Origin of the sequence: Alterluteimonas muca (assembly GCF_021191595.1) — a bacterium.
In the GTDB taxonomy this organism is placed as follows: Bacteria; Pseudomonadota; Gammaproteobacteria; order Xanthomonadales; family Xanthomonadaceae; genus Luteimonas; species Luteimonas muca.
In genome coordinates, this window is record NZ_JAIWPS010000015.1 from 1 (window position 1) to 26,847 (window position 26,847).

At 65.0% G+C, this 26,847-nt stretch carries 23 protein-coding genes; 12 read left to right on the forward strand and 11 right to left on the reverse strand.

Annotated elements, in window-relative coordinates; genetic code table 11:
• Positions 1-127 precede the first annotated feature (127 nt).
• From LDO11_RS14630 to LDO11_RS14645, 4 genes are all read right to left on the reverse strand, one after another.
• A complete protein-coding gene (locus LDO11_RS14630) occupies positions 128-901 on the reverse strand; it encodes a sulfotransferase family protein (RefSeq protein WP_232142192.1) in 774 nt (257 codons plus the stop codon).
• A complete protein-coding gene (locus tag LDO11_RS14635) occupies positions 898-1,743 on the reverse strand; it encodes a sulfotransferase (protein WP_232142193.1) in 846 nt (281 codons plus the stop codon). Before LDO11_RS14635 ends, LDO11_RS14630 begins: the two co-directional genes overlap by 4 nt.
• Positions 1,740-2,597: a glycosyltransferase gene (locus LDO11_RS15885; RefSeq protein WP_232142194.1), complete on the reverse strand. Its 858-nt coding sequence runs from the start codon at positions 2,595-2,597 to the stop codon at positions 1,740-1,742. Before LDO11_RS15885 ends, LDO11_RS14635 begins: the two co-directional genes overlap by 4 nt.
• 92 nt (positions 2,598-2,689) lie before the next feature.
• Positions 2,690-3,484, reverse strand: a complete 795-nt coding sequence (locus LDO11_RS14645) for an ABC transporter permease (protein WP_164972106.1) — start codon at positions 3,482-3,484, stop codon at positions 2,690-2,692.
• Positions 3,485-3,580: 96 nt separating this feature from the next.
• Between LDO11_RS14645 and LDO11_RS14650 the strand changes: the two genes are divergently transcribed.
• The 3 genes from LDO11_RS14650 (at position 3,581) to LDO11_RS14660 (ending at position 9,137) form a co-directional block, all read left to right on the forward strand.
• A complete protein-coding gene (locus LDO11_RS14650) occupies positions 3,581-4,888 on the forward strand; it encodes an ABC transporter ATP-binding protein (RefSeq protein WP_232142195.1) in 1,308 nt (435 codons plus the stop codon).
• Positions 4,889-4,923: 35 nt separating this feature from the next.
• The gene (locus LDO11_RS14655) at positions 4,924-6,714 is read left to right on the forward strand and encodes a sulfotransferase family protein (protein WP_232142196.1); all 1,791 of its coding nucleotides are present in this window, start codon (positions 4,924-4,926) and stop codon (positions 6,712-6,714) included.
• 155 nt (positions 6,715-6,869) lie between these two features.
• Entirely contained in the window at positions 6,870-9,137 is a 2,268-nt protein-coding gene (locus tag LDO11_RS14660; protein WP_232142197.1) for a glycosyltransferase family 2 protein, read from the forward strand.
• 37 nt (positions 9,138-9,174) lie between these two features.
• Here the strand turns inward: LDO11_RS14660 and LDO11_RS14665 are convergent, their stop codons facing one another.
• Positions 9,175-10,221: a glycosyltransferase family 2 protein gene (locus LDO11_RS14665; protein ID WP_232142198.1), complete on the reverse strand. Its 1,047-nt coding sequence runs from the start codon at positions 10,219-10,221 to the stop codon at positions 9,175-9,177.
• Positions 10,218-12,473, reverse strand: a complete 2,256-nt coding sequence (locus LDO11_RS14670) for a DUF7657 domain-containing protein (protein ID WP_232142199.1) — start codon at positions 12,471-12,473, stop codon at positions 10,218-10,220. The genes LDO11_RS14665 and LDO11_RS14670 overlap by 4 nt, the downstream gene beginning before the upstream one ends.
• Before the next feature lie 86 nt (positions 12,474-12,559).
• On the opposite strand from LDO11_RS14670, the gene LDO11_RS14675 reads away from it, so the two are divergent.
• Positions 12,560-12,925, forward strand: a complete 366-nt coding sequence (locus tag LDO11_RS14675; RefSeq protein WP_232142200.1) for an EamA family transporter — start codon at positions 12,560-12,562, stop codon at positions 12,923-12,925.
• An 80-nt stretch (positions 12,926-13,005) separates the two neighbouring features.
• Here the strand turns inward: LDO11_RS14675 and LDO11_RS14680 are convergent, their stop codons facing one another.
• Both LDO11_RS14680 and LDO11_RS14685 read right to left on the reverse strand, forming a co-directional pair.
• Positions 13,006-13,947, reverse strand: coding sequence for an electron transfer flavoprotein subunit alpha/FixB family protein (locus LDO11_RS14680; protein WP_232142201.1), 942 nt, complete (start codon positions 13,945-13,947; stop codon positions 13,006-13,008).
• A gap of 107 nt (positions 13,948-14,054) precedes the next feature.
• Positions 14,055-14,801 (reverse strand): electron transfer flavoprotein subunit beta/FixA family protein, encoded by a 747-nt coding sequence (locus LDO11_RS14685; protein WP_232142202.1) that lies wholly within the window; start codon positions 14,799-14,801, stop codon positions 14,055-14,057.
• Positions 14,802-14,990: 189 nt separating this feature from the next.
• On the opposite strand from LDO11_RS14685, the gene rfbB reads away from it, so the two are divergent.
• The 7 genes from rfbB to LDO11_RS14720 all read left to right on the forward strand — a co-directional run bounded on the left by rfbB (position 14,991) and on the right by LDO11_RS14720 (position 21,219).
• Positions 14,991-16,046, forward strand: coding sequence for a dTDP-glucose 4,6-dehydratase (gene rfbB, locus LDO11_RS14690; protein WP_232142203.1), 1,056 nt, complete (start codon positions 14,991-14,993; stop codon positions 16,044-16,046).
• On the forward strand, positions 16,043-16,930 hold the full coding sequence (gene rfbA, locus LDO11_RS14695; RefSeq protein ID WP_129135133.1) for a glucose-1-phosphate thymidylyltransferase RfbA: 888 nt from the start codon (positions 16,043-16,045) through the stop codon (positions 16,928-16,930). Before rfbB ends, rfbA begins: the two co-directional genes overlap by 4 nt.
• On the forward strand, positions 16,927-17,487 hold the full coding sequence (gene rfbC, locus LDO11_RS14700; protein WP_129135134.1) for a dTDP-4-dehydrorhamnose 3,5-epimerase: 561 nt from the start codon (positions 16,927-16,929) through the stop codon (positions 17,485-17,487). Before rfbA ends, rfbC begins: the two co-directional genes overlap by 4 nt.
• Complete coding sequence (gene rfbD, locus LDO11_RS14705; RefSeq protein ID WP_232142204.1) at positions 17,484-18,389, forward strand: dTDP-4-dehydrorhamnose reductase; 906 nt, start codon at positions 17,484-17,486, stop codon at positions 18,387-18,389. Before rfbC ends, rfbD begins: the two co-directional genes overlap by 4 nt.
• Before the next feature lie 70 nt (positions 18,390-18,459).
• Positions 18,460-19,203, forward strand: a complete 744-nt coding sequence (locus tag LDO11_RS14710; RefSeq protein ID WP_232142205.1) for a CoA transferase subunit A — start codon at positions 18,460-18,462, stop codon at positions 19,201-19,203.
• Positions 19,203-19,829, forward strand: a complete 627-nt coding sequence (locus LDO11_RS14715; RefSeq protein ID WP_232142206.1) for a CoA transferase subunit B — start codon at positions 19,203-19,205, stop codon at positions 19,827-19,829. The genes LDO11_RS14710 and LDO11_RS14715 overlap by 1 nt, the downstream gene beginning before the upstream one ends.
• A 52-nt stretch (positions 19,830-19,881) precedes the next feature.
• Complete coding sequence (locus LDO11_RS14720; protein WP_232142251.1) at positions 19,882-21,219, forward strand: UDP-glucose dehydrogenase family protein; 1,338 nt, start codon at positions 19,882-19,884, stop codon at positions 21,217-21,219.
• On the opposite strand, the gene LDO11_RS14725 is transcribed toward LDO11_RS14720, so the two are convergent.
• Both LDO11_RS14725 and LDO11_RS14730 read right to left on the reverse strand, forming a co-directional pair.
• On the reverse strand, positions 21,216-23,270 hold the full coding sequence (locus LDO11_RS14725; protein ID WP_232142207.1) for a glycoside hydrolase family 99-like domain-containing protein: 2,055 nt from the start codon (positions 23,268-23,270) through the stop codon (positions 21,216-21,218). The two genes, LDO11_RS14720 and LDO11_RS14725, sit on opposite strands and share 4 nt — an antisense overlap.
• A gap of 50 nt (positions 23,271-23,320) precedes the next feature.
• Positions 23,321-24,952, reverse strand: a complete 1,632-nt coding sequence (locus LDO11_RS14730) for an electron transfer flavoprotein-ubiquinone oxidoreductase (protein WP_232142208.1) — start codon at positions 24,950-24,952, stop codon at positions 23,321-23,323.
• Positions 24,953-25,046: 94 nt separating this feature from the next.
• On the opposite strand from LDO11_RS14730, the gene LDO11_RS14735 reads away from it, so the two are divergent.
• On the forward strand, positions 25,047-25,634 hold the full coding sequence (locus tag LDO11_RS14735) for an alpha-ketoglutarate-dependent dioxygenase AlkB family protein (RefSeq protein WP_232142209.1): 588 nt from the start codon (positions 25,047-25,049) through the stop codon (positions 25,632-25,634).
• A gap of 227 nt (positions 25,635-25,861) precedes the next feature.
• Here LDO11_RS14735 and LDO11_RS14740 read toward each other — a convergent pair whose 3' ends face one another.
• On the reverse strand, positions 25,862-26,773 hold the full coding sequence (locus LDO11_RS14740) for a branched-chain amino acid transaminase (RefSeq protein ID WP_232142210.1): 912 nt from the start codon (positions 26,771-26,773) through the stop codon (positions 25,862-25,864).
• Between the last annotated feature and the right edge of the window lie 74 nt (positions 26,774-26,847).

Sequence of the window (26,847 nt, forward strand, 5' to 3'; positions counted from 1 at the left end):
AAGCCCGCCAGAACAGGCCGGAAACGGCCGAAATCCGACCTGAAATCGATGAAAATCGCTGCCCGACACAATATTGATGCTCGTGTGGCGGCAAAAGCAGCATCAGGGCGTGTTATTCAGATGATCCCTAGGGGGCGAGCGTTATGCCATAACGCGCGCGGAGGGCCTCCAGCTCGCCCCGGTAAAGCAGCCCCAGCCAAGGTCGTAACGCGTTGGGCAGCCACCGCCCCTGCCACTCCCCCGCGAAGACGGTTCCGTGGGTCTGCGAGGTCCTCAACGGCGGCAGCTGCAGGAAGTCGACGACCTGCTCCACTGTCTGCTGCGGGAACTCGCGCAGATCGCGGCTACGCAGCAGCAGCACCTGGGATGGAGGGAATGCCGCGGTCAACACGTCCAACTGGGTGATATAGCGCCCCCGGGCCAGGTAACTATGGTGGCGCAGTGGCGAACCATGGCCGAAATCGTGTTCGTGTCCCTTGAGCCGCCAGCGCTCGGCCAGCAGCGCCAATGGCAACGGCAGCCATTCGTCGCCTCGACCCCGCTCCATGTAGTACTGCGAGATGGCCCGCTCCACCGGGTCGCGCAGCAGCACGATCCACCGCATGCCGGGGTTGTAGCGTGCGATCCTGCGCACGAATGCGGGGTGGAAGATGGAGATGGGGGTGGCATCGCCGTGCAGGATGCCCGAGTCCATGTCGAACCCGCCTGGAAACAATGGTTCGAAGCGCGCATCGATCGCATCCGCCGTCCATCGCTCATCGAAGTCAGGCGCGTCAAAGACGTGCGCTTCCTTGCAGGCTGGCAACCGCAATTGAGGGTGTCGTCCGAGATACTGGGCAAGCGCCGTGGTACCGCCCTTCTGCACCCCCCCGATCATGAAGCCGATCCTGGGCGCGCTCATGCAGGCGGCGTCTCGAGGGCAGCGGCAAGCTCCGCGATCGCATTGCTGTCGTACCACCGGGTCCACGACGGGTCGGCCTGTCGCAGCAGGGCCTCAGCGAGGCGGTTGACCGGCGTGGCGCGGTAGATGGATCGCGTGTTGCGTGGCGTCAGGTCCTCCCGCGCCGCGCCGGTCAATGCCATGGCCTGGCGCAGCGACGCTCCGCCGGTCGCAACGATGTCCTCGTAACGGAGAACACGGGTAGGCGGCAGATGCGCGCGAAACCGTGCGAAGAACCATTCCAGCACCATGACCTGGCGTGCGAGCCGCTCTGGCGTTTGATCGAGACGGAGACGCAGCGCAGCGTCGAAGTGTTCGCCCGCGGGCACCCGGCCCTGCGACACGGGCAGTTCCACGGTATTCCATGACGCCAGCACCGCCAGCGGATTGCGCACGATCGCAAAGCACTCCAGACGCGCCGCCAGGTCAGGCAGCAGCGCGGTGAACGCCGCATTGTGTTTGATGACCAGTGTGAAGCCCTGTGCCGGGCGGCCGACATGGATCGCACCATGTTCCACCACCAGGCGCCGCCGGCCGTCGGAGGCCGGTTCGTCGAACGGATTGTCGGGGACCGTTCCATCCCGGTGTTTGCTCAGGGCCTGGCCCGACGCCAGGAGTTGATGGCGGGTGTCGGAGTAGAACTGGTCCACCTGGCCGATGGCCTTCGCGGGACTGGGGTCCAGCGCGTGGATGTCCATCGGTTCGAAAAGGGCCACCGTGTCGTCGCAGGCATCGAGCAGATGGCACGCCAGCGTGGTGCCGCCACGCGGCACGCCGGTCACCGCGATATTGCGAGGGGTCATGCGTTGCTCCACAGCTCATCCACGGCGTCGAGTACCCGATGGAAGGCCTTGCGTTCGCGCTCCAGTCCGAACGCGGTGGCGGTCTGGCGGGCGGCCTGCTCCAGTCGGGTGCGCAGATCCGGATCGGCCAGAAGCGTGCGCGCGGCTGTCGCGTAGCTTGCAGCATCATCGGCCATCAGGGCATTGACGCCAGGCCGCAAATACGCCCGATTGCCAACGCAGTCGCCAACGACCACCGCGCATCCAAACGACATCGCCTCGAGGGCTGGCAGGTAGAAGCCTTCCGTATCGTGGGGAAGGGTGAGGACAACCTCCGCGCTTACCATGGCACCCAGGTATTTGGACCGCGGCAGCCTGCGATCGGACAGCAGCACATCGCAGTGCGGGGACAGCAGGTCGGCGATCCGGCGGCCGAGTGAGGGTCGCTTGATCGCATCAATGAAGACCCCCGACCTGTGAGCAGGCAGAGCCACCGGAGGAAGGTTGAGGGCTGCGTCGATGACCACGACGGGCCCGCGCACGCGCCCGGTGCGCTGGATCGCATGCGCGACCGGCTCACTGACGCAGATACGGATCGCGCGGCGGTCGAGGAACTGGAACAACGGCTCATCGGGATCCGCATGGCGCACGTGCTGGACCAGGTTGATCACCGGCTTGTCGTGGTGGTCGACCGGGTACTGCGACCAGTCCATGCCGCCGAGGAACAGCACATCGGCCGCCTCGGGATCGAAACTCGGGCTCAGGGCGTCAGGATCATCCCGCCATGGGTTGTCGTCCCAGCTGCTGGCGGGGTCCATGTGGACCTGGGCCCACCAGCCGGGGTGGCTGCGGACGTGATTGAAGTAATCGTGCACCTTGCCATGACCTCCGGTGTACCCGCCGAAGAATCGATGGAAGAGGACCCGTTGGGGCCGTGGCCGCGCCTCGGGATGCATCTCGCCCAGCGTCAGAGCACGTCGGCGAAGCCCCGCCGGAGCCGGTCGAAGCACAGCCGTCCGAGGCCCAGCAGCAACAGCGCCACCAGCCAGTAGGTGACGTAATCCCGGGTCGGTACGGGCCATTCGCCGCGCAGGACCGCATCCCGAATCGCCTGCACGGGCCAGCTGATGGGATTGAGGTCAACGACATGGGCCAATACCGGCGGCACCATTTCCCGCGGGAAAAACACGGTGGACGTGAACAGCGCAATCGTGACCACGGCGCCGGTGATCTGCGAAAGATCCCGCAGGTAGACCCCCAATGCCGCGAGGCAGAGACAGATGCCGTGCAGCATGACGAGGTAGGGCGCGAGGATGAAAGGTACCGCCAGCACGCTGGGATGCAGGCCGTTGCCCCAGATGGCATTGACGGCCACCAGGATCCCCAACCCGATGCCTGCGTGGAATGCCGCGCTTCCCAACGGCACGGCCACCAGGACCGGGAGGGGAAAGACGACCTTCCGGACGAAATTGCTGTGACGGATGAAGAGCCCGGCCGCCTGGCCCACCGACTCCGCCAACATCGCGTGGACGAGCAGGCCGGCGAACAGGTTGAGGGTGAACCCCAGATGGTCGTCTTCAGCGAGGCCGGGCCATCGCGCACGGAACACGACGCCGAACACGAACGCGTAGATCGTCAGCATCACGATGGGCAGCAGAACCGGCCACGCCCTTCCGAGCAATGAGCCGCGATATCGTGTCGCCAGGTCCTGGCCGACCAGTGTCCGCCAGAGATGAAAAGACGCGTTCAGCGATGCGCTCATGCTATCCAGTGCCGACGGCGGGAATCGCGCCGTCGACCGGCGCGCGCCCTCACGTAATGGCGTAGCATAGGCGGCTTTCGTCGTTGCGGCAATGAAATGAACCCCACGCTCGCTCAAGAGGAACTTCCGTCCCGACCAGAGCCTGCGATCGCTTCCGATACCGCCTTGCTGGTACGCGAGGTCAGCAAGACGTATCACCTGTGGAGCACGCCGGCGAGCCGCCTGTGGGTGCCGTTGCTGCTGAGGGTCGCGCACTCCATACCGTCGCGGCCAGTGTCCAACTGGTTCGCGAACCGCGCGCATGCGCGACTGCATCGCCACGAGGCGCTGCATTCGATCAGTTTCACGCTCAAGCGCGGTGAAGCGCTGGGAATCATCGGACATAACGGCAGCGGCAAAAGCACGCTGTTGCAGATCATCGCCGGCGTACTGCAACCCACTCGCGGGACCGTATCGGTGAACGGTCGGGTGGCTGCGCTGCTGGAGCTCGGGTCCGGTTTCAATCCGGAACTTACCGGCCGCGAAAACGTGCGGGTCAACGCCGCCATCCTTGGTCTCGATCCTGCGCAGATCCGCGAGCGGATGGATGACATCCTTGCGTTTGCAGACATCGGTAGTTTCGTCGACGAACCCGTCAAGTCATACAGTTCGGGCATGGCTTTGCGGCTCGCATTCGCCGTCCAGGTCCATACCGATCCCGATATCCTCATCGTCGACGAGGCACTTGCCGTCGGCGACGCGGCTTTCCAGGCCAAGGCCATGGCGCGGATCGACGAGATCCTTTCGCGTGGTACGACGCTTCTTTTCGTGGGGCATGACCTCAATGCCGTCAAGGCGTTCTGCCATCGCGCGATGCTTCTGGAGCGCGGTCGCATCATCCTGGAAGGATTGCCCGAGGAGGTTGTGACGGAGTACCTGCACCGCACGCATGCAGATGCGCTTGCGAAGCAGGATGCTGGACGCGCAAAGGTGTCCGCGCTGCAGGGTGGGTATGGCCTTGGTACCGCCTGCGTCGTTGGTGCCGAGGTGAATGGCACCGAGCATATCGGTGTCCAGTATGGCGAGGCGATCCGGGTGGGTCTCCGGGTGCAGCTTGGCCAGGACATCCGCCATCCCGGGGTGATCGTAGACATTCTCGACAACCGGGGCTTGCAGCTGTCTGGCAAACGCATCCGACTCGACCCGTATGACGGCATCGTCGAAGTCGGCCTCGAGTTCGCGGCCACCTTTCAGCAGGGCGTCTACCGGATCAGGACGCGCGTGATCGACGCGCCTTCGATCGAGCGGACCACGGTGCTTTCCAGGCAGGAGGGAATGCTCTCTTTCGAAGTCGTGGATGATCGGAGGGCGGACTTCACAGGCGTATTCCCGCTGCAGATGGACATCAGTGTGCGTCAGCTCTGATGGGCTCGGCGCGCAGACTGGATCAGGGGGTATAGATGGCGAATATTCTGGGTGATTCCGACGGCACCGGCACGAGCGCGACTGTGAGCGAAGGCGGCAGCAAGTTGCTGCTGGTGCTTGGCATGCATCGCAGCGGCACATCAGCCTTGACGGGTGTGCTGCAGAAGCTTGGTGCCGAACTCGGCGAGGAACTCCTGGCTCCCACGCCGGACAATCCAAAAGGGTACTTCGAGAATAGCCGGATCGTCGACGTGCACGAGTCGCTGCTGCATAGCCTTGCCCGCGGATGGCAGGATCCGCGGGCCCTGTCCGCGCAATGGCGAGAGACCGCGGAGGCGGACAAGGCATTCGATGGGCTGTCGGCGCTGGTGCGTTCGATGGCGAAGCAGGCGCGCTTCGTTGCCGTCAAGGATCCCCGGGCGAGCCGTTTCGTTCCCTTGTGGCTGGATGTGGCGCGTGCGCTTCGACTCGATGTTGGCGCAGTCTTGATGGTGCGGCATCCGAATGAGGTGGCCGCATCGTTGCGCAAGCGCGATGGCCTGTCGCGGTCCAGGGCGCATCTCCTCTGGATGGTGTACCTGCTGGAGGCGGAGCGGGGTAGCAGGGGAGTGGCACGTGCGTTTCTGTCATACGAACACTTGCTGTCCAGCTGGCGGCAGGCATTGGCCGGCTTGCGCGATGCGCTGGGCGACATTGTTCCCGACACGCCGGATACAGCCATCGGTGAGATCGACGGGTTCCTCGACGCGTCATTGCGACGCCAGAAGGTAGGGGAGCTGGACGAGGGTGTGTCTCCCTTCGAACCGCTGGCCCTGGAGTTGTTCGGGCTTGCACTGCGCGGGGCCGCCAACCCGGCCGACGATTTGTCCGCGGCCTTCGACAGTATCGCCCGCCGGCTGGAACCCCTGGCCGCGCATTACCATGAGGGTCCGCTGCCGCTGGAACAGGAGATCCAGCGACAGAGGGAGCATCAGGTCCAGGTGGATACGACGCTGCAGTTCGCGGCTGTGCGCGAACTCTGGCGACCATCGCTACCGGTGCTGGCACCAGGTGCGGCCCGACTCTACTTCCAGGTCGGAACCGAACCCTTCATCGAGGACCGGGCGGTGTCTGCGGAGCCGGTTTGCGATGGCAACCGCCGAGTCGTGGTCTTCGAAATTCCTGAAGGCCAGAAATTTGATACCTTGCGAATCGATCCCGACAGTCGGCCTGGCATTTACGCGCTGGAATCGCTCTTGATCTGCGGTCGCGCAGTCGAGCCGCTGCACTCGCGCATCAGCGGGCTCAACGAGTTTCCGTTTCCTTCGATCCGCGCAAGTGATGCATGTCGTATCGGGGCGATAGGCGACGACCCTCATTTCGTCGTGGATGTGCAGGACCAAACGCAGACGTTCGAGCCGGGCACGATGATCCGTGTCGAGGTCCGCTACCGTGTCGAGACGGTATTGTCCGAGGTCGGTGGACACATCGAAGACTATCGGGAGGCGTTGCAGGCTCACGGTCGCGAACTGGCCAACACGCAGCAGGGACTCGACGCTGCGCTGCAGGAGCTCGCAGGGATGCGCCAGGGTCTGGAGTCTGGACTCCGGGAGCTCGAGAGGCGCGAAGCGAGATTGCAGCCAGTTGTCGATGCGATCCCTGACGTAGTAGCGCGCCAGAAGCTGCTTGTTTCCCTGGTCGAGGCCACGACGCTAAAGGTGGACGAACTCAGGCGCTTGGACCTGGCACGCATGGAGCAACAGCAGGAAGTGCTATTGACATGGGTTCGTCGCCGTTCCTTCGGATACTGGTGGCGCAGACTCACGCGTCGCGGGCGTTCGGGTTAGGCCATCGTTCGCCCCGAACACCTCCCTGCACAACTCGCGGCGACGTAGACCGACGTCGCCATGCATTTGAATCCACCACCTTGACCGGGTGGTGCTCACGTCACACGGTCTCCGTCATTACCTGTCCGCCGAAGACTCATACCAGCCGAGGCTCTATGAAATTGCATTCTTCCTTGCTTCCACTTCATCAGGTGGAGCGCGTCACAACGGCGGGACAGGAGGCCTTCTGGCGGGCATCAGGAAACGACCCTGCGTTGGACGTTCCGTTGCCGGCCGGTGGCATGGATGGCGGCTGGTACCGTCTTGACCTCGAGATCGAGGTGCTCAGGGGTACTGTACATGCGCCGGTCCTGTACCCGGACTACCGACGCGGCTTCGTGACGGAAGACGACGCGCTGGCGCTTCCGCTGGGCAATGCCCGCAAAGGAATCCATCGTGTCCAATGGCTTGTGCGCTTCGTGGACACGCTGTCCGCGCTGCGATTCGATCCTTCTACGCTGCCTTCCGAGTTCCGGGTCACTGATTTCTCCCTTCGACGCCTCGGGAAGGTGGGTGCGGCAGCTTGCATGTTGCGTGCGCTATGGGGCACCCGAACGAGCGCCGGGCGCCTGCAGCTCATCACCGCGAGCGGGGCCGATCTGATGGCCGGTGGACCACGGCGGATGGCAGACAAGCTCTATCGTCTGTATTCGTCGCAGGGCTCGGTCGGCGGCTTTTCCGACTACGACGTCTGGCTCGAGTTCTACGACGATGTATCTGCCGATGGAATTGCGCTGACACTTGAGACGATGCCGCAGCTCTCGTCTTCGCCGGTCTTCTCTATCCTGGTGCCGACCTACAACACCGACCCGCGGTGGCTGAAAGCGTGTATTGACAGCGTGCTGGCGCAGACCTACCCGCACTGGGAGTTGTGTATCGCGGACGACGCGTCGACATCTCCTCATGTGTGGGAAATCGTCCAGTCGTACGTCGCGGCCGACGAGCGCATCAAGGCGGTAAGGCGCTCGCACAACGGGCACATCGCGGCTGCTTCGAACAGCGCGTTGGCCTTGGCTTCCGGGAAATATGTTGCGCTGCTCGACCACGACGACGCATTGCATCCGTTAGCACTGCAGTGGTGCGCGCTCGAGCTCGAAAAGAATTCACGCTGGCGGATGCTGTTTACCGATGAGGACAAGATTGATTCGGCAGGCAAGCGCAGCGACCCGTACTTCAAGTCGGACTGGAACCCGGACCTGTTCCTGTCACAGAATTGCGTCTGTCATTTGGGGGTGTACGAACGCGACCTCATGTTGGAGGTGGGTGGGTTCCGCGAAGGTTACGACGGCGCACAGGACTGGGATCTGACGCTGCGAGTTACCGAAAAACTCGGTGCGGATGAGATCGGGCATATCCCGAAGGTGCTCTACCACTGGCGCATGATCGAAGGCTCGACCGCGCTGGCTCCCGGTGAGAAGAGCTACGCCCACCTTGCGGCTATGCGCGCAATCCAGGATCACTTCGACCGTACCGGCACACCTGCGCGGGTGGTGGAGATGCCCGGATTCAGCGGCTACTACCGGATCAGTCATGCGATTCCGGAGCCCGCTCCGAAGGTGAGCCTGCTGATCCCCACGCGTGACCGGGTCGATCTCCTGCGGCAGTGCGTGGATTCCATCCTGAAGTTGACGACATATCGGAATTACGAGATCGTAATTCTGGACAACGGTTCTGTCGAAACCGAAACGCTCAAGTATTTCGATTCACTTGCAACGATGTCGAACGTGCGGGTGTTGCCGTACGACGCGCCATTCAACTATTCGAAGATCAATAATTTCGGTGTCGCACAGACCAGCGGTGAATTGATCGGTCTGCTCAACAACGATATCGAGGTGATCAGCGCGGACTGGTTGACGGAGATGGTGTCGCACGCGATTCGCCCCGCAATCGGTGTGGTCGGCGCCATGTTGTATTACCCAAATGACACGATCCAGCACGCTGGAGTCGTCCTGGGAATCGGCGGTGTGGCCGGGCATTCCTATGTGGGGATGCCACGCGATTATCCGGGCGACAAGCATCGGGCAGGACTTGTGCAGAACCTCAGCGCCGTTACTGCGGCTTGCGTCGTGTTACGCAGGGACGTGTTTGAGCAGGTCGGCGGCCTCGACGAGGATCTCGTCGTTGCATTCAACGATGTCGATTTCTGCATCCGCGTCAGGGAGGCGGGCTATCGCAACCTTTGGACACCCTTCGCGGAACTCTATCACCACGAATCCGCATCGCGCGGCTATGAGGATACGCCAGAGAAGATCGCCCGTTTCAAGCGGGAAGAGGCGCTTATGAAGGCGCGCTGGGGCCATTTGCTGAGCGCGGACCCTTATTACAACGTCAATTTCTCGCTGGTCAATGCGCCGTTCACCCTTGCCTATCCTCCACGGGGTTAAGTGATGCCCAGGCACAACCCGAGATGGGATGTGCCTGTTATCCGGCCGAATCCCTGATACCCCCGTCCTTCAGGGCATTGGGCATGGGCACAGGTCGCCGGCGGATGACGGGGTGCATTGGGGTCCGAGGCGTGTTCGCGATGTCGTAGCTGACGAAGGCAAGCAGAAACTGCAAGCCTGAAATGATTGCGATGGTCGCGATCATGATCGTGCCGACCGGCGTGCTGGTATCGGCAACGCTGGACTGGTACCAGTGGTATCCACCGAAGAGCACGCCGAACGTGAGTAGCAGCAGGCCTATCGCCAGTTCGATCGAAGCGACCGGCATGTCGCGGAGGAAGTAGCTGTATCCGATCCGTTTCAGTCCATTGCGCACGTGTTTGACGGCGAACTCCCCGATCACTTTCGAAATCTTCAGGTGACTCGTCTCATCCGCGTAGTGCGCGGTCATAGGAATGTCCTTGACCGTTGCGCGGAGGGTATTGAGGCGGAACAGGATGTCGGTCTCGAAGAAGTACCGCTGGCTGATCGAGTCGAATGGCAGATAGCTTGCGACACTCGCGTGTATCGCCGTATAGCCATTAGTGGGATCGAAAACGTCCCAGTAGCCTGATGAAGCCTTGGCCATGAACGAAAGGCCAAGGTTGCCAACCCGGCGAACCGGCGGCATCCGACGGATCTCGCCGAGCTCCCAGAAGCGGTTGCCCTTGGTGTAATCGGCGTTGCCGCTCAGGATCGGGGCGACGAATTCAGGTAACAGCGCCGGATCCATCTGCCCGTCGCCATCGATCTTGACGATGACGTCGCTGTCCGCGGCGATCGCTGCGGCATACCCCGTCATGACGGCGCCCCCAACGCCACGGTTCTGCGCATGCCTGATCACGTTCACGCGCGGATCCCGGCAGTGGGCCTCAATGAAATCGCCGCTCCCATCGGGACATCCGTCGTCAATACAGAAGATGCGGTTGACCTCGGGGCCGATGCGGTCGATTACGCCCAGCACGTGGCGGGTCACCCTGTAACAGGGAATCACCACGGCGACGGAGGGGGGGGGGGCGAACCCAGCTGGAGATGAATTGATCATGGTGATTCCCCCTTATCTAGCATCCCGAGATGGGTGCAGGTGCGGGATCCGTCGGGAAAAACCATGGTGGTATCCACGGCACCCGACGCTAATCCAACAACGCACAACTCGGTGTCAGCGCTCGGATCTTCGAGGAATCCTTCGACGATGAAGCCGGAGTGGGCAAGCGCCGTTGAAACGGCAGCGGCAACGTCTGGGCGAGGCACCCGTTTTACCAGCACGTCCTGCATCCCCGCGTTCGACCACAGGCCGATCATGGATTGCGCGCCGGGGGGCGTTCGGGACCAGCCAGCAAGGCGAAACCGGCCGTGCTGGTCAATGATCATGTCGTCTATGTGGCCATTGGCGAGATCGGCTGCGACATCGGGTCGCTCGCTCATGAGGGCGACCTGCTCCGGCTCAGGCTTGGGCGTCAAAGCGCGCTCCATCCGGCCCGCCATGACGCCGAAGGGCACGCCCACGGAATCCGCAGCCATCAGCACCGGTTCGCTTCCTTCGATTACTGAAACGTGGGCGTACCTATTGAAGATTTCATTGAACCTTGCGGGCTCCATGTCTCCGAAGTATCCGCGGAAGAAATCGAGCTGGGGGGCATAAAGCACGTGATTGATGCTTGAAATCCCGGCGCCGGCGATCAGCGCCCCATAGTGGCCGGGCGCCACGAGCGTGCCGCGTTCGTCCAGCACGGCTCCGCGCTCGAGCAGCGTCGAGCGCACTAGTTCCCGATCAAGGTTGAAGATGGGATGGGCGACCTGCACAGGATTGAACAGACCGAACATGGCCAGGTTCGCCCCCGCTGCTACCCAGCAAACCAGGACGGTGCGTGCGTTGGCGGAGTGCACGATTGCCATACCGCCGAGCACCACGACGACAGCTGCGAGTGGCACCAAGTCGAGTCGGGAAAAGGTCCCGCTGATGGATCCATCGCCGAGAAGATATTTCACGGCGACAGCTCCTGCGGCCGCGCCAGCTAGAAGCAGGGCGCGAACGGTGGAGACGCGTACCCCCGCGATAGCCAGATAGGCGGCGGCGAGAATGTTCACCAGGAGCCCGAAACCGACAAGAGCGCGGGCGGGTGGTACGAGGTACAGCCCGGAGACGCGCGCAATCAGCGGGTTGACGCTCAAGAACATCCATGCCGCGAACACCCCCAGCCCGACCAGGATCGCGAAGATGCTCCAGCGGTGATCCTGCATCCAGGCGCGGAATCGGCGGTGATCCGCAAGGCACACCGCGAACAGCGGCAGAAGGGTGGATAGGACCGCGATCTCACAAGCGTTGGAATTGGTGAAGCGTGGCAACGGCTCGTAACCATTGATCAGCGCAGTTGGGGCCAAGTGGCCGAGAAGACGCTCCAGGCCGACTCCTCCGCTGGCGGCGATGCGGCGCCCCGGATATACGGTCTGCTGCATCACATCGATCAGCTCGTGGAAGTATCCGATGAACAGCGCGAGAGCGATGCTGCCGGCAACCGTGGCGTCGAAGAGGGTCCCCACGCGGATTGCGTCACGCCTGAAGCCCAGGATGAGGAAACCGATCGCCAGGGCGATGGAATAGAGGAACGGCGGATACGCGCATGACAACAGCCAGACAAGGATGGCGTAGGCGGTCAAACCGATCCGCGCGAGACGGTTGCCTGAGTACATCCATGCGAGCGCTACCCATGGCGCAAGGGCGAACGCACCAGCGTTGGTCGTCCACCATGCCTGCACGTACTGGGAGAAGTAGAGGGCGACGGCAATTGGCACGGAGACCCAGACGGACAGTCCGAGCTTGCGTACGAACAGCGCCCACCCCACGATGAACGCAGCTGCGAGGAAGAAGAAATAGAAGGAGTAGCCATAGGCTGGCGGCGCGACGATAAAGCCCCAGTGATAGGGCTTGAACAACAATGCCCAGTCGCGCAAGGGTAGAGCCTGGAAGGTACGAAGACTTTCCTGGTACGGAGAGATCGAATTCGCTGTCGCGAAGTCGTTCTCCACCGCAATCTGCATGTACGGAGTCAACACCATCCATTCGTCGGAACGGATGCCGCGCGCAGAGCCGAGGATTGTCCCCGTCACCGGCTGTCCCAGCATCTCCAGTCCCGCAGCATAGGAAGACGGGCTGAGTGCAAATCCGACGTAGCACACGCATGCCAACGCGACGAGAAGGCACCAGCGCCAATCCCACCGCACGGCAGCTGAAAGATGCGACATCCGGCCAACGGGCTGTGGCAACCGCGCGAAGCTGCGCGATAATCGGTTATTCACGGGTTGGATCTCGTTGGGTGATGGGGCGGGGACGTCAGTCGCTTGTCCGGTGCCTGGGGGGCGGCATGAAGTCGGGAGTACGTTGCATGGCAAAAGAGGACGACACAATGACGATCACTACGGTTGCGATGATCCTCGTGACTCTGACCATGCTTGCGTGTGGACAGGTCCTTTTCAAACTTGCATCAGGGGCCATCTCGTTCACCCGCCCGGAGACGTTCCTGTCGTGGACGCTCTTGGTCGCGCTGGCCATTTATGGGCTCGCCACCGTGCTCTGGCTGGCTGTGCTCGCTCGCGTTCCCCTGTCACAAGCATTCCCGTTCTACGGACTTTCCTTCCTCCTGGTTCCGATGTTTGCCCGGCTGTTCCTAGGCGAAGCCATACCATCCAGGGTCTGGATTGGAGGCGCGGTGATAGGCATCGGAATCCTTATTGCTTCTTGGGAGCGGTGAGCGTGTTGCGCGTGACCTGGTAGACGTGCCTCGGAATTGATCGATCAGCGTCGACAGCCCCAAGCTTCGCCTGCTTGGCGTTATTGGAGATGCGCCACCAGCTCCGGCAGGACCTGGAACAGATCTCCCACCAGCCCGATATCCGCAACCTCGAAGATCGCCGCGTCCGGGTCCTTGTTGATCGCGACGATCGTGCCGGCGTCCTTGATGCCGGTCAGGTGCTGGATTGCGCCGCTGATGCCGATGGCGACGTAGAGTTCCGGTGCGATGATCTTGCCGGTCTGGCCGACCTGCATCTCGTTGGGGACGTAGCCCGCATCCACCGCCGCGCGGGAGGCGCCGACGGCGGCGCCGAGCTTGTCGGCGAAGTCGAACACGATCTTGAAGTTCTCTTCCGAGCCGACGCCGCGGCCGCCGGCCACCACGCGCTTGGCGCTCTGCAGGTCCGGGCGATCACTGCGACCGGCGGCGAGCTCGACGAAGCGCGTGTGCGACGGCAGCTCCGCTTCGACGGTGGTCGCCTCGACATTGGCGTTGCCATCCATTGCGGCTTCCTTCCAGGACGCGGTGCGCACGGTGGCGACCACCGGGCGGTCGGCCGGGGCCTCGACCGTCACGATGGCATTGCCGGCATAGATCGGCCGCTTGAACGTGTGGCTGCCTTCCACCGCCATCACGTCGGAGACCTGCGCGGTGCCGAGCAGGGCGGCGACAACCGGCATCAGGTCCTTGCCGAAGGTGGTGGAGGGGCCGAACACGTGCGAGTAGCCGGCCGCGAGCTTCGCCACCTGCGGGCCTAGCACCTGGGCGACCGGTGCGGCGTTGGCGGGGTTGCTGACCGCCAGTACCTTGCGCACACCGGCGATGCGCGCGGCTTCGGCGGCGACCGCGCCAGCGTCTTCGGCCAGCACGACGATGTCGATGGCCTCGGCCTGCATGGCCTGGGCGGCCGACACGCACTTGGCGGTGGCGCCGTTGAGCTTGCCGTTGAGGTGTTCGGCGACGATGAGGATGTTGGACATGCGATGTGCTCCTGGATCCGTCGTTCCCGCTGTGGCGGGAACCCGGTGTCTGGCGATGAGGGCGACGAAGGTCGCTGGATCCCCGCTTCCGCGGGGATGACGGGCGCTTACAGCAGCCCCTTGTCCTTCAGGACGGCGACCAGTTCCGCCGCGTCCTTGACCATCACCCCGCGGGTGCGTCCGGTCGGTGCGGCGTGGCTGGTGGTCCTGAGGAAATCACCGCTTTCCACGCCGAGGTCGGCGAACTGCAGCGTCTCCAGCGGCTTGCTCTTCGCCTTCATGATGTCGGGCAGCTTGATGAAGCGCGGCTCGTTGAGGCGCAGGTCGGTGGTGACCACCGCCGGCAGGTCCACTTCCAGCGTCTCAAGGCCGGCGTCGACCTCGCGGGTCACGGTGGCCTTGTCGCCATCGACGACCAGCTTGCTGGCGAACGTCGCCTGCGGGCGGCCCCACAGAGTGGCCAGCATCTGCCCGGTCTGGTTGGCGTCGTCGTCGATGGCCTGCTTGCCGAGGATCACCAGGTCCGGCTGTTCCTTTTCGACCAGCTTCAGCAGGGTGCGGGCGGCGGTCAGCGGCTGGATCGGCTGATCGCAGACCACGTGGATGGCGCGGTTGGCGCCCATCGCCAGGCCATTGCGCAGATGCGGCTGGGCGTCGGCCGGGGCGATGGTGGCCACGACCACCTCGGTCGCCTTGCCGGCATCGCGCAGGCGCAGCGCTTCTTCCAGCGCGATCTCGTCGAACGGATTGGGCGAGAGCTTCACGCCGTCGGTGACGACGCCGGAGCCGTCGGGCTTCACCTGGATGCGGACGTTGTAGTCCACCACGCGCTTGTAGGCGACGAGGATCTTCATCGGAGGTCTGGTTCCTTGGGATCGGGGGAGGCCCGGCCGACCGGGCGTGCAGCCTGTGGATTCTACCGGGGACGCCGGGCGGCGGCGACCGCCCCGGGTTGCCGCGGCAGTGAAACGGCTGACCGGGGCCGGTATCCTGTGCCACCCGCCATCGACGGCGGACTCCAGCCCCCCACCAGGAGAGTGTTCGTGGCCACATGGCTCGTGACCGGCGGCGCCGGCTTTATCGGCGGCAATTTCGTCCTCGAGGCGGTTCGTCTCGGACATCGCGTGATCAACCTCGACGCGCTGACCTATGCCGGCAACCTGCAGACACTGGCGTCGATCGAGAACGATTCGAACCATGTGTTCGTGCACGGCGACATCGGCGATCGGGAACTGGTCGACCGCCTGTTGGCCGAACACCAGCCCGACGCGGTGCTGAACTTCGCCGCCGAGAGCCATGTCGACCGGTCGATCGACGGGCCGGGCGCTTTCGTCCAGACCAACGTGGTCGGCACGCTTGCGCTGCTGGAATCCGTGCGCGACTACTGGAAGGCGCTGCCGGAGACGCGCCGTGACGCCTTCCGCTTCCTGCACGTGTCGACCGACGAGGTCTACGGCACGCTGGGCGAGACCGGAAAGTTCACCGAGACCACGCCATACGCGCCGAATTCGCCGTACTCGGCATCCAAGGCGGCCTCGGACCATCTGGTCCGCGCGTTCCACCACACCTATGGCCTGCCGGTGCTGACCACCAACTGTTCCAACAACTACGGGCCGTACCACTTCCCCGAGAAGCTTATTCCGCTGGTGATCGCCAAGGCGCTGGCCGGCGAACCGCTGCCGGTATACGGAGACGGCCAGCAGGTGCGCGACTGGCTGTTCGTGACCGACCACTGCGAGGCGATCCGCACGGTGCTTGAGAAGGGCCGGGTGGGCGAGACCTACAACGTCGGCGGCGATGCGGAGAAGCGCAACCTGGAAGTCGTCGAGACGATCTGCCGCCTGCTCGACGAGCGTCGCCCGCGCGATGACGGCCAGCCGCGAAGCAGCCAGATCACCTTCGTGGCCGACCGCCCGGGCCATGACCGCCGCTACGCGATCGATGCATCGAAGCTGCAGGGAGAACTCGGCTGGCGTCCAAAGCACAGCTTCGAGGAGGGAATCGCGACCACGGTCGACTGGTATCTCGAAAACCAGGCGTGGGTACAGCACATCCTGGATGGCAGCTACCGGCTCGAGCGCATGGGAGCCGCGGCATGACGGCGCGCAAGGGCATCATCCTGGCTGGCGGCTCCGGCACGCGGCTGTATCCGATCACCAAAGGCGTCAGCAAGCAGCTGCTGCCGGTGTATGACAAGCCGATGATCTATTACCCGCTCAGCGTGCTGATGCTGGCGGGGATCCGCGAGGTGCTGATCATCAACACGCCACACGAGCAGGTGCTGTTCCAGCAGCTGCTGGGCGACGGGTCGCAGTGGGGCATGGAAATCCAGTACGCCGTGCAGCCGAGTCCCGATGGCCTGGCGCAGGCCTATCTGATCGGCCGCGATTTCGTGGGTGGCAAGCCGAGCTGCCTGGTGCTGGGCGACAACATCTTCCATGGGCACGGGCTTACGGCGACGCTCAAGCGTGCCGATGCACGCACCGACGGTGCCACCGTGTTCGGCTACTGGGTCAACGACCCGGAGCGCTACGGCGTGGCGGAGTTCGATGCCGAGGGCAGGGTGATCGACATCGCGGAGAAGCCGGAGAATCCTCGCTCGCACTACGCGGTAACGGGCCTGTATTTCTACGACGGCAACGCCAGCGACTACGCCGCCGAACTGAAGCCGTCGCCGCGCGGCGAATTGGAGATCACCGACCTCAATCGCCGCTACCTCGATGAAGGCGCGCTGTACCTCGAGCAGCTCGGCCGCGGTTACGCTTGGCTCGACACCGGCACCCACCAGTCGCTGCATGAGGCGTCCAACTTCATCCAGACCATGCAGGACCGGCAGGGTCTGCAGGTCTGTTGCCCGGAAGAAATCGCGCTGGGCAATGGCTGGATCGACGACGCGCAGCTGGAAGCGCTTGCCAAGCCCCTGGCCAAGAACGGTTACGGCCAATACCTGCTGTCGTTGATCCATCGTGGAGTCGTGCGTTGAAGATCATCGAAACAAAGTTGCCGGGTTGCGTGGTTCTCGAGCCCGCGGTCTTCGGTGATGCGCGCGGCTTCTTTTTCGAGACATGGAACGCAGAACGGTTCGGCCAGCACGGGCTGCCGACGACGTTCGTGCAGAGCAACGTGTCGTCGTCGTCGAAAGGCGTGCTGCGCGGGTTGCATTACCAATGGCCACGCCCGCAGGGGAAGCTCGTCAGCGTGCTGGAGGGTGAGGTGTTCGACGTGGCGGTGGATATCCGCCGTGGTTCGCCCACGTTCGGTGCATGGGAAGGCGTCCTGCTGAGTGCCGAAAACAAGCGGCAATTCTGGATTCCGGAAGGATTTGCTCACGGTTTCCTCGTGCTGTCCGACACCGCCCTCTTCAGCTATCTCTGCACCGAGGTCTACGTAAAGGAAGCCGATGCCGGCATCCGCTGGGATGACCCCGCGGTCGGCATCGACTGGCCTGTGGACGTCGCACCGCTGCTTTCGGAGAAAGATGCGAACGCGCCCTTGCTGGCGGACGTGGCCACGGAGCGGCTTCCGGTGTTCGCCGCATGACAGTTCTGGTCTTCGGCGCGAATGGCCAGGTCGGCACCGAGCTGTTGCGGGCCCTGCAGGTGTCCGGACCCGTGCTGGCGACCACGCGCAGTGGCGCGCTTGAGGATGGGCGTGAGTGCATCCGGGCGGACTTCAGCGAGCCCGATGCTGTGGTCGAGGTGCTCCACGACGTCAAGCCGCGCATCGTGGTCAACGCAGCCGCGTATACCGCGGTCGATCGTGCCGAAAACGAGCCGGAAGCTGCGCAGGTCGCCAACGCCACGACACCCGGCGCCATCGCGACCTGGTGTGCTGGGAACGACGTCCCGCTGGTTCACTACTCCACCGACTACGTCTTCGACGGCACGGGCACCCGGCCGTATCACCCCGGGGATGCCACCGCACCCCTAGGCGTCTACGGCGCCACCAAGCTGGCCGGCGAGAACGCGATCCGCTCAGCGGGCGGGCGCCACCTGATCTTCCGCACCGCCTGGGTCTACGCCGCGCACGGGCAGAATTTCCTGCGCACGATGCTGCGCGTGGGTGCGGAACGCGATGTGCTGCGCGTGGTGGCCGACCAGGTCGGCACGCCGACGCCGGCGGCGCTGATCGCGGATGTCACGGCCCGCGCGCTCGCCCATCCGGATGCAAGCGGAACCTGGCACCTCACCGCCGAGGGCGAGACCAGCTGGCACGGGTTTGCCGACGCGATTTTCGCCGGCGCGGTCGAACGTGGCCTGCTGCCGCGCGCACCACACGTCGAACCCATCACCACGGCGGACTACCCGACGCCTGCAAAGCGCCCGGCGTATTCGCGTCTGGACACCTCGACCCTGCAGCGCGATTTCGGTGTCGAACTGCCCCACTGGACGCAGGGACTTTCCCGCGTGCTCGACCAGCTGGCAGCCCGGCACGCGGATTGACCGAAGGTCCAAGGCCATCGGGTGGGCGCGCGGCTAGAATGGTGGCTTCCATCCCGCGTGAGTCCGCCCGATGAGTGAAGCGATTTCCACCGAGCGCCCGGCCCGCGCCGGCAAACTCTGGCCCGATGCGCCGTCCGCGCTGGCCGACATCGTTGCCGACAACCAGACCCTCGCGGTGGGCGGGTTCGGCCTGTGTGGCATTCCCGAGGCACTGATCACTGCGCTACGCGATTCCGGTGTCAAGGGCCTGACGGCGATTTCCAACAACGCGGGCGTCGACGGCTTCGGCCTCGGCCTGCTGCTGGAGACCCGGCAGATCCGCAGGATGATTTCGTCGTACGTGGGCGAGAACAAGGAATTCGAGCGCCAGTTCCTGTCCGGTGAGCTCGAGCTCGAGTTCAACCCGCAGGGCACGCTGGCCGAGCGCCTGCGTGCTGGCGGCGCCGGCATCCCGGCCTTCTTCACCGCCACCGGTTACGGCACGGTCGTTGCCGAGGGCAAGGAAACCCGCGAGTTCAACGGCAAGCACTACGTCCTCGAGACGGCGCTCACCGCCGACGTGGCGCTGGTGAAGGCGTGGAAGGCCGATACCGCCGGCAACCTCGTGTTCCGCAAGACCGCGCGCAACTTCAACCCCGCCTGCGCGATGGCCGGCAAGGTCTGCGTGGCCGAGGTCGAGGAAATCGTGGAGGTCGGCACGATCGATCCCGACCACGTGCATCTGCCGGGCATCTATGTCGATCGCATTGTCCATAACCCGACGCCGGAGAAGCGCATCGAGCAGCGCACTGTCCGCAGCAAGGAGTCGAACTGATGGCCTGGACCCGTGACCAGATGGCGAAGCGCGCCGCGCGCGAGCTGACGCACGGCGCGTACGTCAACCTCGGCATCGGCCTGCCGACCCTGGTGGCCAACCACATCCCGGATAGCGTCGACGTCTGGCTGCAGTCTGAGAACGGCCTGCTCGGCATCGGCCCGTTCCCGACCGAGGACGAAGTCGATGCCGACCTGATCAACGCCGGCAAGCAGACCGTCACCGCCCGCGAGGGCGCGAGCTACTTCGGCAGCCATGATTCGTTCGCGATGATCCGCGGCGGCCATATCGACCTCGCTATCCTCGGTGCGATGCAGGTCACCGCTACCGGCGACCTCGCCAACTGGATGGTGCCCGGCAAGATGGTCAAGGGCATGGGCGGCGCGATGGACCTGGTCGCCGGCGTCAAGCGCGTGGTCGTGCTGATGGAGCACGTCGCGAAGGACGGCAGCCACAAGATCCTGCCCGAGTGCACGCTGCCGCTGACTGGCGTGGGCGTAGTGAGCCGCATCATCACCGACCTCGCGGTGTTCGACGTGACGCCGGAGGGGCTGGTGCTGGTCGAGGCCGCGGAGGGAGTCACCGTGGACGAGCTGCGCGCGAAAACCGGCGTGCCGTTCGCCTGATTGACATGTCCGTCGGCTATCGTCGGCGCTTCGACCCATGCGTGCGCGACGGATGAAAGTGGCGATGTTCGGGACCGGCTACGTCGGTCTCGTGACCGGAACCTGCCTGGCGGAGATCGGCCATGACGTCACCTGCGTCGATGTCGACGCAGGGCGCATCGCTCGCCTAGAGCGTGGCGAAATCCCCATCTACGAGCCCGGGCTGGCGTCGCTGGTGCAGGCCAATGCGGGCGCCGGGCGACTGCGGTTCACCACCGATCCGGCCATGGCGCTCGAGGACGTGGCGATCGTGTTCATCGCGGTGGGGACGCCCCCGACGCAGGATGGCGGCGCCGACCTGACCCAGGTATTCGACGCCGCGCGAACCATCGGCACACACCTGAGTGGCGATGCGATCGTGGTCAACAAGTCCACCGTGCCGGTCGGTACCGCGGAGCAGGTGGCGTCCATCGTCGACGAGGTGCTGGCTCGTCGTGGCGTGGCGTTCGATGTCGATGTCGCATCCAACCCGGAGTTCCTCAAGGAAGGCGCGGCGGTCAAGGACTGCATGCATCCGGATCGCATCGTGATCGGTGCGTCGCGCGCGTCCACCATCCAGAGTCTGCGTCGGCTGTATGCCCCGTTCGTTCGCAACCACGACCGCTTCGTCGAGATGGATGCGCGCTCGGCGGAGCTGACGAAGTACGCCGCGAATGCGCTGCTGGCCACCAAGATCAGTTTCATGAACGAGATGTCGCGCATCGCCGAGCAGGTCGGCGCCGATATCGAACAGGTGCGTCTGGGCATCGGCCCGGACCCGCGCATCGGATGGCACTTCATCTACGCCGGCGCCGGCTACGGAGGCGCATGTTTCCCCAAGGATGTGCTCGCCCTGGCGCAGGCCGCACGCGACGCGCAGGTGCCTGCCGACCTGCTGGCCGCCGTGCATGCTGTCAACGATGCACAGAAGCGACACCTCTATGCGCTCATGGAGCGCCACTACGGCGGCACGCCGACCGGCAAGGTCATGGCCATCTGGGGCGCCGCTTTCAAGCCGAATACCGACGACATCCGCGGTGCTCCGGCACTTACGCTCATCGAACAGCTGTGGGCGGCAGGGGCGCGGGTCCGGGTATACGACCCGAAGGCGCTGAAGGAACTGCAGCGCTTCTACGGCACGCGAGACGACCTCACGTTGTGCGACAGCGCTGCGGCGGCGCTGGAGGACTGCGACGCCCTCGCAGTGCTGACGGAATGGCGCGAGTTCCGCAGTCCTGACTTGGCGCTGATGCGGGAGCGCATCCGCGACAGCGTCATGTTCGACGGACGCAACATCTATGACCCCGCGGAAATCGAGGACGCCGGTATCGCGTATTTCGGTGTCGGGCGGGGGCGCTCGCTGGTGCCCTAGCGACTCCGGGGGCGGCCGGCGAACCGGTACCCTGTGCTTTCCGGTTGGGGGGGCAGCCCGGCGCACTCCGCGGCGGCCATCACGCGAAAGCCTGCATCTTTCATGATCAGCAAAAAAACGCGCTCGATGGCATGTGCGAGCGTCCCATCGAGTTGCCCCTCCTCATCCTCGAACTCATCGACCTGTAGATGCGCATCGAGCAGCGGCCTGAGGCTGGCCAGCCGGAACCAGGCCATGCTGCCCGCGATGAACTGGTCGGCATCGGTGGCCGGCGCGGAAATTCCAGTCCGCCGGCAGAGGTAGAGACAGCGCCTTTCGTTTGCACTCCAGTGGTAGTGGAGCGGCTGCATATGACCTTCAGGGCCGACCACACCCAGGGCAGGATCTTCCGCAAATGCCGCCAGCACTGCGCGGAACCGGTCCGGCGCGGCGAGACGCTGCAGCAGTTCGTGGCGCCACGTATCGCCATCCTCCCGGTGTGTGGAACGCTTGGTGTGGAGCTTCAGGACAACGTCCACCCCCTCATCCAGCAAGCGGCCGGCGACCTGCAGGAAGGGCAGGATGTCGCGACCACGGTTCTCGACCTCGACGATCTCGGCATGCGTGTCCTGTTGCCGCAACACCGTTTCGACCGCCAGACGCCGCTCCGCTGGGACCGTGATCACGAGCCGGTACTCGTGCGCCGCATCTCCCAGGATCCCGAGGATCTCGGGGAGAACGTCCGGATACCACGCATGTACGACGATCGCGACATTCTCCGGGGGCGCGCGGCGCGCGGCGACCGTGCGGCGCGGGGTCGTGCCGGCGAATAACGCCTCCCGGGTCGCCTCGAGCCACGCATGCCCCAGCCGCAGGTCCGGTTCCAGCACGGCGCCTTCGGCCCATTCGTTCCATGCGTTGATGAACACGAGATCGGAGCCGCTGCGAGGTAGACGATTACGTAGAGTTGCCTCCAGCCAGTCGCGATAACCCCGCGGAGACGCATGCAGGTAGGTGCGTCCGCGACCCGGGCGGCGCGGCTCGTTGTCCCAGCCGCAGTTCACCGCTGGATGCATCGGGTAGGCGGGGATTCCGCGCTTCGCCCAGTCGCCCGCCAGTTCGCGCCAGTCCAGCACTTCCCCCTGGTAGTCCGGATTCAACAACCGCTGCTCGGCTGTCAGCGACGCTGGCGAGGAGAGATTGGGGGGGAACTCCACCGCCGCATCGAAGCCGATCGACCGCGGATCATCGCGCTCGAAGGAATGCACGCATGCGAGGTGGATCTCACCGACGCCGTTTTCCCGACACCACCCACGCCAACGCTCGGCCGTTGCGCGGGGATCGGGCAACAGACCGGTGCGATAGACCAGCAGCACGGGCCTGCCATCGACCCGCAGGTAGCGCGGGTCGCGAAGATACGCCGCGATGTGGGCAATGAATGCCAGATCGTCGTCCGGGCTGTGGGATTGCCCGATCAGGATGTCCTGCTCGCGCCCGTCCCAGCGGCGAGACCAGTTCTCGTTGGCCCAGCACAGGCAGATCGGGAAGTCGATCGAAGTGTCGCCGAGCCACTGCCGCAGCGGGGTGTCCAGCAACGTCTTGCCGCCGAACCAGTAGAAGTAGCTGCAGAACGCCGAAATACCGTACGCCCGTGCAAGTTCGGTCTGCGCGCGCAGCGTGTCCGGAAGGCGCAGGTCATAGAAGCCGAGGTCACCCGGCAGCCTTGGCTGCGCATGGCCTTCGAACTGCGGCAGTGCCCGGGTGACGTTGCGCCATTCGGTGAAGCCGGGGCCCCACCAGGCATCGTTCTCGGGGATCGGGTGGAACTGCGGCAGGTAGAACGCCACCAGGCGCGCGGGGAGCGGATCAGGCAACGGAGCGTCCGTACGCTCGCGATAACCGATCGCGCGACCGCCTGCGTGGCGGCGGGGGCGCTGTGGCGAATCGTCGCCGTGCCATTGCCCGGCCTCGGGTGGAGGAATGAGCGCAGGTGCGGCGTTCAAGACGCGCTGACGGACCCGGTCGCGCATGGCCTCGGGCATCGGCATTGCACGAAAGACCCAACGCAGCATCGCGAACGCGCCCCGGTGGGCACGGTCGCGGAGCGTCTGACTGCCTGTGCTCACAGATTCTGGTAATTCGGCCCCGAGCCACCCTCGGGCGTGACCCAGGTGATGATCTCGTACGGGTCCTTGATGTCGCAGGTCTTGCAGTGCACGCAGTTGGCGGCGTTGATCTGCAGGCGCTTGCCGTGTTCGGCCTGCGCGTCCTCGACGATCTCGTACACCGACGCCGGGCAGAACCGGGTGCAGGGGTTGTTGTATTCCTCGACGCAGCGGGTCACGCAGATCGAGGTGTCGTGCACGTGCAGGTGCACGGGCTGGTCCTCGTCGTGCTCGGTGGCGGCGAAGTACACGCCGGCGAGGCGGTCGCGTGGGGGGAGGTCGCGCTGCACGTAGTCGCGGTTCGGCTGCTCGTGTTCGCCGACCTTGTCGAGTGAACACCAGTCGGCGTTGACCTTCAGGGTCCACGGCGAATGCCCGCCGGTCACGGTTTCCCAGGCACCGTTGGCGAGGCCGAACCACATGCCCTTTTTGAAGCCGGGCTTGATGTTGCGGACCTTGCGCAGCTCGGCGACCGCATCGGATGCGCGCAGCCTGGCGTCGAAACCTTCAGGGGCGAGTGCGCTGGCGACCAGGTGTTCGGCGGCGAGCATGCCGCTGCGGATCGCCTGGTGGGTGCCCTTGATCTTGGGCACGTTGAGCAGTCCCGCGGTGTCGCCGATCAGCAGCGCGCCGGGCATCTCCACCTTCGGCAGCGACTGCCAGCCGCCGGTGACGATTGCGCGCGCGCCGGCCGAAAGGATGGTGCCGCCATCCAGCAGCGGTTTGATCATCGGGTGGTGCTTCCACTGCTGGAACGCCTCGTAGGGCGCGTAGTCCGGGTCCTGGTAGTCGAGGCCGCTGACATAGCCGATGGCGACCTGGTCGTTCTCCAGGTGGTACAGGAAGCTGCCGCCATAGGTGCTGGTATCGGCCGGCCAGCCGAGGGTGTGCACGATCTTCCCTGGCGTGGCGCGCCCGGCCGGCAGCTGCCAGAGTTCCTTGATGCCGATCGAGTACGCCTGCGGATCGCTGTCGCCATCGAGGTTGAAGCGGCGCACCAGGCGCTTGGTGAGGTGCCCGCGCGCACCCTCGGCCAGCACGGTCACCTTCGCGCGGATATCGATGCCCGGCGTATAGCCCGGCTTGTGCGAACCGTCCTTACTGATGCCCATGTCACCGATGCGCACGCCGAGCACGGTGCCGTCGTCGGCATGCAGGGTCTCGGCGGCGGCGAAGCCGGGGTAGATCTCGACCCCCAGTGCTTCGGCCTGCGGTGCCAGCCATGCGCACATCGCGCCGAGGCTGACGATGAAGTTGCCATGGTTGCGCATGCCCGGCGGCACGATCGGCGCTTTGCGGCCGCCATCCTTCGTCAGCAGCCAGAACTCGTCTTCGCCCGCGGGCACGCACACCGGCGGCGGGTTGTCCCGCCAGCCGGGCAGCAGCGCATCCAGCGGGCCGGGTTCGATCACCGCACCCGAGAGGATGTGTGCGCCGATGGTGCTGGACTTCTCGATCACGCAGACCGAGATCTCCGGGTTGAGCTGCTTCAGGCGGATCGCGAACGACAGGCCCGCCGGGCCGGCGCCCACGGTGACGACGTCGTACTCCATCACGTCGCGTTCGATGGCGTCGGCTGGCTGGTTCATGCTGGCTCGTACTCCCGGGTCACAGGATGCGATTGTCGCGTTTTCGCGGTGAACGCGGCAAATTGACGTTCCGCTGGCCCGTCCCCTTACGCCGATGCTGGAACCGCTCGACCTCCCCGGTGCCGATGTCCGCTTCGATCCGGCATGGTTGGCGGAGCCCGAGGCCGGCGCGCTGTTCGATGCCCTGCATGACGGACTGGCCTGGGAAACCCACAGGGTGCGGCTGTTCGGGCGCGAGATCGACAGCCCGCGGCGCAGCGTGTGGATCGGGGATGCGGAGGCGGTCTACCGCTATTCGGGAACCCGGTTCGTGCCGCGGCCATGGACACCGGAACTGCGCGCGCTGGCCTCCCGGCTCGAAGCCGTCAGCGGCGCGCGCTTCAACAGCGTGCTGGCGAACCTCTATCGTGACGGCCGCGATGGCATGGGCTGGCACAGCGATGACGAGCCGGAGCTGGGCCCACAGCCGGTGATCGCCTCGCTGAGCCTGGGTGCGCCGCGGCGCTTCGCGTTCAGGGCGCGCGCGGGAGATGCGCGGCTCGCACTGACGCTGCCGCACGGCAGCCTGCTGCTGATGGCGGGCGAGACGCAACGGGTGTACCGCCACGCGCTGCCGAAGACCGCGCGGCCGGTGGGCCCGCGGATCAACCTGACATTCCGGTGGGTGCAGGCGCGTGGGTGAGGGCGCCGGCGGGCGTGTGGTGCCTGCCCTCATCCGCCCTGTGGGCACCCTCTCCCGCAGGCGGGGGAAGGGAAGCGGGAAAGCCTGAGATCGGCAGATTGGGAAGGCGCGAAGGACGAAGGCTGGAAAGGCTCGCAATCCGGTGACACGCGCGGATGGAATCCTTCTCCCGCTCGCGGGAGAAGGTGGTGCGAAGCGCCGGATGAAGGGCGCCTTGCGCGCCGGCATTACAACCGGTCCAGCCAACCGTAACGGTCCGGGGTGCTGCCGTCGAACAGGCCGAAATAGAGCCCCTGCAGCTGCCGCGTCACCGGCCCGACCCGGCCATCGCCGACGGCACGCCCATCGACCGAGCGGATCGGGGTGATCTCCGCGGCCGTGCCGCACATGAAGAGTTCGTCGCACAGGTACAGGTATTCGCGCGGCAGGTCGCGCTCGACGATCTCCAGCCCGGCGTCGCGGGCCAGCGTGATCAGGGTGTGGCGGGTGATGCCGTTGAGCAGCGCGGCGCTGACCGGCGGCGTATGCAGCACGCCGTCGAAGACCAGGAACAGGTTCTCGCCGGCGCCTTCCGACAGCAGCCCGGTGGATGCCAGCGCGATACCCTCGCCAAAGCCCAGCCGGCGCGCCTCGCGCGCGACCAGCTGCCCGGAAAGATAGTTGCCGCCCGCCTTGGCACCGGCCGGAATGGTGTTGGGCGCGAAGCGCTGCCAGCTCGACACGCAGGCATCGATGCCGGTCTCCAGCACGCCTTCGCCGAGGTACGCGCCCCAGGGCCACGCACCGATGGCCATGTCGACGGGCGTTTCCGCCGACAGCCCGAAGCCGCCCAGCCCGCGGAAGGCCACCGGGCGGATGTATGCACTATCCAGGCGGTTGCGCCGCAGCACCTCGCGGGTCGCCTCGTTGAGCGTGTCGAGGTCGTAGGGAATGTCGATCTCGTGGATCTTCGCCGAGGCGTACAGGCGCCGGTTGTGGTCGGCGAGGCGGAAGATCGCGGTGCCGGCGGGCGTGCGGTAGGCGCGGATGCCCTCGAACACCGACGAGCCGTAATGCAGTGCGTGCGCCATCACGTGGGTGGTGGCCTCGGCCCACGGCTTGATGGTGCCGTTGTGCCAGATCCATTCGGGATACTGCATGGCGCGACCTCACCGGGGCGGGAGGCCATTCTGGCAGAGCTGCGGAACGGGTGTTCCCGGTGCAACCCGGGCGG

Coding starts and splice junctions, on each gene's coding strand:
- LDO11_RS14675 (WP_232142200.1), top strand. CDS start 12,560: ATGGCAAAAGAGGACGACACAATGACGATCACTACGGTTGCGATGATC.
- LDO11_RS14735 (WP_232142209.1), top strand. CDS start 25,047: ATGCTGGAACCGCTCGACCTCCCCGGTGCCGATGTCCGCTTCGATCCG.
- LDO11_RS14740 (WP_232142210.1), bottom strand. CDS start 26,773: ATGCAGTATCCCGAATGGATCTGGCACAACGGCACCATCAAGCCGTGG.
- LDO11_RS14660 (WP_232142197.1), top strand. CDS start 6,870: ATGAAATTGCATTCTTCCTTGCTTCCACTTCATCAGGTGGAGCGCGTC.
- rfbD (WP_232142204.1), top strand. CDS start 17,484: ATGACAGTTCTGGTCTTCGGCGCGAATGGCCAGGTCGGCACCGAGCTG.
- LDO11_RS14630 (WP_232142192.1), bottom strand. CDS start 901: ATGAGCGCGCCCAGGATCGGCTTCATGATCGGGGGGGTGCAGAAGGGC.
- LDO11_RS14635 (WP_232142193.1), bottom strand. CDS start 1,743: ATGACCCCTCGCAATATCGCGGTGACCGGCGTGCCGCGTGGCGGCACC.
- LDO11_RS14685 (WP_232142202.1), bottom strand. CDS start 14,801: ATGAAGATCCTCGTCGCCTACAAGCGCGTGGTGGACTACAACGTCCGC.
- LDO11_RS14680 (WP_232142201.1), bottom strand. CDS start 13,947: ATGTCCAACATCCTCATCGTCGCCGAACACCTCAACGGCAAGCTCAAC.
- LDO11_RS14725 (WP_232142207.1), bottom strand. CDS start 23,270: ATGCTGCGTTGGGTCTTTCGTGCAATGCCGATGCCCGAGGCCATGCGC.
- rfbA (WP_129135133.1), top strand. CDS start 16,043: ATGACGGCGCGCAAGGGCATCATCCTGGCTGGCGGCTCCGGCACGCGG.
- LDO11_RS14715 (WP_232142206.1), top strand. CDS start 19,203: ATGGCCTGGACCCGTGACCAGATGGCGAAGCGCGCCGCGCGCGAGCTG.
- LDO11_RS14645 (WP_164972106.1), bottom strand. CDS start 3,484: ATGAGCGCATCGCTGAACGCGTCTTTTCATCTCTGGCGGACACTGGTC.
- LDO11_RS14665 (WP_232142198.1), bottom strand. CDS start 10,221: ATGATCAATTCATCTCCAGCTGGGTTCGCCCCCCCCCCCTCCGTCGCC.
- LDO11_RS14650 (WP_232142195.1), top strand. CDS start 3,581: ATGAACCCCACGCTCGCTCAAGAGGAACTTCCGTCCCGACCAGAGCCT.
- LDO11_RS14720 (WP_232142251.1), top strand. CDS start 19,882: ATGAAAGTGGCGATGTTCGGGACCGGCTACGTCGGTCTCGTGACCGGA.
- LDO11_RS14655 (WP_232142196.1), top strand. CDS start 4,924: ATGGCGAATATTCTGGGTGATTCCGACGGCACCGGCACGAGCGCGACT.
- LDO11_RS14730 (WP_232142208.1), bottom strand. CDS start 24,952: ATGAACCAGCCAGCCGACGCCATCGAACGCGACGTGATGGAGTACGAC.
- LDO11_RS14710 (WP_232142205.1), top strand. CDS start 18,460: ATGAGTGAAGCGATTTCCACCGAGCGCCCGGCCCGCGCCGGCAAACTC.